The organism is Actinomadura logoneensis (assembly GCF_003428695.1).
GTDB lineage: Bacteria > Actinomycetota > Actinomycetes > Streptosporangiales > Streptosporangiaceae > Spirillospora > Spirillospora logoneensis.
In genome coordinates, this window is record NZ_QURH01000033.1 from 1 (window position 1) to 3,483 (window position 3,483).

Annotated in this window: 1 protein-coding gene; it reads left to right on the top strand. The window is 71.1% G+C overall.

Features of this window, described 5'->3' with window-relative positions; all coding sequences use genetic code 11:
• Positions 1–567 precede the first annotated feature (567 nt).
• Positions 568–2,829 (top strand): transglycosylase domain-containing protein, encoded by a 2,262-nt coding sequence (locus DZF91_RS01800; protein ID WP_147340939.1) that lies wholly within the window; start codon positions 568–570, stop codon positions 2,827–2,829.
• Positions 2,830–3,483: the final 654 nt, after the last annotated feature.

The window sequence follows — 3,483 nt, forward strand, 5'->3', positions numbered from 1 at the left end:
CGGCCCGGGCGCGCCGGGCGGTCCCGGATTCCCCGGTGTCACGAGCGGTCCCGGCGGCCCCGGCGCGATGAACGCCCCTGGCGGCCCGCCCGCTCCTGGTGGCCCGGGCGCACCCGGCGGTCCTGGCGGGCCGAACCGGTTCGGGATGCCCGCTTCCGGCGGCCCCGGCGGCCCCGGCGGCCCCGGGATGAAGCCCGCCGGCCCGGCGCCTACCGGAATGCCGGGCGACGGCGCCGTGCCGGGCGTGTTCGAGTTCGGGTTCGGTGAGCCGGAAGGCCCGCGCGGCCCCGGTGGTCCCGGCGGTCCGGGCGGACCTGGCGGACCTGGCGGGCCGGGTGGTCCCGGTGGCGGCGGGCGGCGGCGGAGGCCGCCGGAGCGCGGTCCGCGCCGGTGGTACGACCGGAAGGCCCGCGCGGCCCCGGTGGTCCCGGCGGTCCGGGCGGACCTGGCGGACCTGGCGGGCCGGGTGGTCCCGGTGGCGGCGGGCGGCGGCGGAGGCCGCCGGAGCGCGGTCCGCGCCGGTGGTACGACCACCTGCGGTCCCGGGCGACGGGGTGGCGGCGGTTCGTGCCGTCCTGGAAGCTGGTCGTCGGCTCCGGGCTGCTGGTCTCGGCGGGCCTCGGCACGATGATCGGCATCGCGTACGCGCAGACGCCCGTCCCGGACGAGGGGAACGCGGACGCGACGAAGACCGCCGCGATCTTCTACTACAGCGACGGGAAGACCGAGATCGGCCGGATCGGCAAGAACCGCGTCACGGTCCCGATCAGCAAGGTGCCGATGCACGTCCGGTACGCGGTCGTGGCCGCCGAGAACCGGTCGTTCTACAGCGACAGCGGCTTCTCGGTGTCGGGCATCAGCCGCGCCGTGTGGACGAACGTCAGCGGCGGCGACACCCAGGGCGGCTCGACGATCACCCAGCAGCTCGCGAAGAACTACTACCTGAACGACAAGCGGACGATGGGCCGCAAGTTCCGGGAGCTGTTCATCTCGCTGAAGCTGGAGGACAAGCTCGGCAGCAAGGACAAGATCCTCGAGCTGTACCTGAACACGATCTACTTCGGCCGCAACTCCTACGGCATCGAGGCCGCGTCCAACACCTACTTCGGCAAGCACGTCAACCAGCTCACGCCGGACGAGGGCGCGCTGCTCGCCGCGATCATCCAGCAGCCGGGCAAGTACGACCCGCGCAGCGGCAACAAGACCTGGCAGGCGGAGACCGCCGCGCGGTACCGGTACGTCCTGGACGGCATGCACAAGATGAACCGCCTGACGGACCAGCAGTTCGCGGAGTACAACAAGCGGCTGCCCGAGACCAAGCCGATCGGCGGCCCGTCCACGTTCGGCGGGCAGCGCGGCTACGCCATCAAGCGCGCGCTCAAGGAGCTCGACCGGCAGGGCATCGACGAGAAGACCGTCGTCGAGAAGGGCCTGCGGGTCACCACGACGTTCGACAAGGACAAGATGGCCGCCGCGAAGAAGGCCGTCGAGGACACCGTGCCGGGCGTCGATCCCAACAAGCTGCTGAAGAAGCACATCCGGCTGGGACTGGCGTCGGTCGACACCGACAACGGTGAGGTCCAGGCCATCTACGGCGGCCCGAGCTACCTGAAGGACGCCTACGACAACGTGTGGCTGGGCAGCGCGCAGGCCGGTTCGGCGATGAAGCCGTACGTCCTGGCGGCGGCGCTGGAGAAGGGCTACGGGTTGAAGAGCCTGGTCGAGGGCCGCTCCGGGATGGGCTTCGACGGCCAGGGCAACTCGGTCAAGGGCGGTGCCCCGAACGACGTGACGCAGGGCGGGCTGCCGAACTCCCACCACGCCAAGGGCGGGATCACCCTGATCCAGGCGATGAAGGAGTCGACGAACACCGCGTTCGCGCAGTTGGCGCTGAAGACCGGCCCGGCGCAGATCGTCGCGATGGCCGAGCAACTCGGCGTGAGCTCCGACATGGTCGGCGACTACAAGGACAAGTACGGCATCGCGCTGGGCGTCAACAACATCCGGCCGATCGAGCAGGCGGCCGGGTATGCGGTCTTCGCCAACGGCGGCACCTACTACCAACCGCACGTGATCCGCAGGGTCGGGACGGCGGACGGCAAGGTCTTCAAGAAGCTTGACTGGGAGGTCAAGCGGTCCGCGCTGTCCAAGCCGATCACGCAGGACGTCACGTACGCGCTGCAGCAGCCGGTGAAGCCGGGCGGCACCGCGCCGTCGGCGGCGCTCTCGGACCGTCCGGTGGCCGGTAAGACCGGTACGACGGACAAGAACGTCGCGACATGGTTCGTCGGATACGTCCCGCAGATCTCGACGGCCGTGACGATGTACAACAACGACCGGAAGACGCTGGTCGTGCCGGGCATCGGCGAGGTCGTCGGCGGTAGCGTCCCGGCGCGGATCTGGCACGCCTACATGGCCGAGGCGACCAAGGGCATGGCGGTCGAGCAGTTCCCGCCGCCCGCGTGGGTCGGCACCCCGCAGAAGTGGGTGGACGTCTTCAAGGAGAAGAAGAAGGACAAGGGCAAGGACAAGCGTCCGCCGTGGTGTGACAACAACCCGTTCGCGCAGTACGACCCGCGGTGCCGGGGCGGCGGCGACAACGGCGGCGGGGGCGGCAAGCAGCCGTGCCAGTCGCCCTTCCCGGACGCCAACTGCGACCCGAACAAGCCGCCGTCCAACCCGCCGCCGAAGTGGTGGTGCACCATCCACAACGGCGACCCGCGCTGCGACGGGCGCAAGAAGGGGCGGGGGCACGGCGGTCCGGCCTGGCCGAACTCGGTGGCCGACCGTCCGCGGATCCTCGCGACCGCGCCGCCGGACGAGCCGTGATCCGGATCTGACCCGAGCGGCCGGACCGAGTGGTCCGACTTCAGCGGTCGGACTCGAGCGGTCGGACTTCAGCGGTCGGACCCGAGTGGTCTGTTCCGAGTGGTCTGACCCCGGCGGTTGGACGCGAGCGGTCCGATCCGACGACGATGAGCCCGGCCCGACAACCTGTCGGGCCGGGCTCGCGTCCTCCGAGAGGACACGCGGAGCGCCGTGCGGACGGTGGGTGCCCGCGGTGCCACCACCAGTGATCCATCTCATTTAGTGACAAAAGCATAAAACCGTTCTTGAACAGGGATTTTTCGCTTTGCTGCCTCGTTGATCGGTCGGGCGGGACCGGCAGGGCCGCCCCCAGCGCCCCGCGGTGCGCAGTACCCTCGGACGACGCACAGCCGTACCCCCACCGATGAGGTCGTGTGAGTTACCGAAGCCAATACGGACCGGAATACGGAGAGAGCCCGCCTCCGGCACAGGGCTCCAGCCGCCCCGGCGGTAGCGCCATGCCCCCAGGCCGGGGTACACCGAACGGTGACCCCGGCTCCCCCGCCCGCGGCCGCAGGCCGGCCCGTGTCGGAGGCCGGGGAGCGCCGTCGCGCCAGGGCGGAGGCAGGCAGGCCGCCGGCGGACGCCGTGCCGCGCCGCAGAACGCGCCGCGCC